Annotated in this window: 1 protein-coding gene and 1 pseudogene; both read left to right on the top strand. The window is 67.3% G+C overall.

Annotated features, from left to right (window positions below; all coding sequences use genetic code 11):
- Positions 1-416 (top strand): site-2 protease family protein (locus ELR45_RS37630; protein WP_205856466.1); only part of this gene is annotated, 416 nt, incomplete at its 5' end.
- A 25-nt stretch (positions 417-441) separates the two neighbouring features.
- Positions 442-1,201 (top strand): annotated as a pseudogene (ispG, locus tag ELR45_RS12100) (flavodoxin-dependent (E)-4-hydroxy-3-methylbut-2-enyl-diphosphate synthase); the annotation flags it as partial.

The following is a 1,201-nucleotide window of genomic DNA, read 5'->3' as shown; positions in this document are numbered from 1 at the left end:
CGGGGATCCCGGAGCGGATGACCAACGTCTGGGACGCGGCGTTCGGCGGCGGCGAGCGCGGGGCGGACACGCCCGTGAGCGTCGTCGGCGCGGGGCGGATCGGCGGTGAGATCGTCTCCGAGCTGGAAGGCGCGGAGCGGATCATGACCTTCGTCATGCTGCTGGCGACCTTCAACATGGCCATCGCCATCTTCAACCTGGTGCCGCTGCTTCCGCTCGACGGTGGGCACGCCGCCGGAGCGATCTGGGAAGGGATCAAGCGCGGCTATGCACGCGTGGCGAGGAGACCGGCGCCGCGGCCCGTCGACGTCGCCAAAGGACTGCCGATCGCCTACGGCATGGCGTTCGTCCTGATCGGCATGGCGGTGCTGCTGATCTACGCCGATATTGTCAATCCGATACGTCTGTTTGGCTAGAGACCTCTAGGGGACAATCGAGACGATGAATATTTCGTTGGGCATGCCCGCGTTGCCGCCGCCCGTACTGACGGAGCGGCGTGCGTCACGCAAGATCAAGGTCGGCAAGGTCGACGTCGGCGGCGACGCGCCGGTCAGCGTGCAGTCGATGACGACGACGCCCACCACCGACATCAACGCCACGCTGCAGCAGATCGCGGAGCTGACCGCCGCCGGCTGCGACATCGTGCGGGTGGCGGTGCCCAGCGCCGACGACGCGGAGGCGCTGCCGGCCATCGCGAAGAAGTCGCAGATCCCGGTGATCGCGGACATCCACTTCCAGCCCAAGTACGTCTTCGCCGCCATCGACGCGGGCTGCGCCGCGGTGCGGGTCAACCCGGGCAACATCAAGAAGTTCGACGACAAGGTCGGCGAGATCGCCAAGGCGGCCAAGGACGCCGGGGTATCGCTGCGGATCGGAGTCAACGCCGGGTCGCTCGACCCCAGGTTGCTGGAGAAATACGGCAAGCCGACGCCCGAGGCGCTGGTCGAGTCCGCGGTGTGGGAGGCGTCGCTGTTCGAGGAGCACGACTTCCACGACTTCAAGATCTCGGTCAAACACAATGACCCCGTCGTGATGGTGCGTGCTTACGAGCAGCTGGCCGAGCGCGGCGACTGGCCGTTGCATCTCGGGGTCACCGAGGCCGGGCCCGCGTTCCAGGGAACCGTCAAGTCCTCGGTAGCCTTCGGGGCGCTGCTGTCCAGGGGAATCGGCGACACGATCCGGGTCTCACTGTCGGCGCCGC

It is taken from the genome of Phytoactinopolyspora endophytica (genome assembly GCF_004138495.1).
Taxonomy (GTDB): Bacteria; Actinomycetota; Actinomycetes; order Jiangellales; family Jiangellaceae; genus Phytoactinopolyspora; species Phytoactinopolyspora endophytica.
This window is presented reverse-complemented; position numbering and strand designations above follow the sequence as displayed.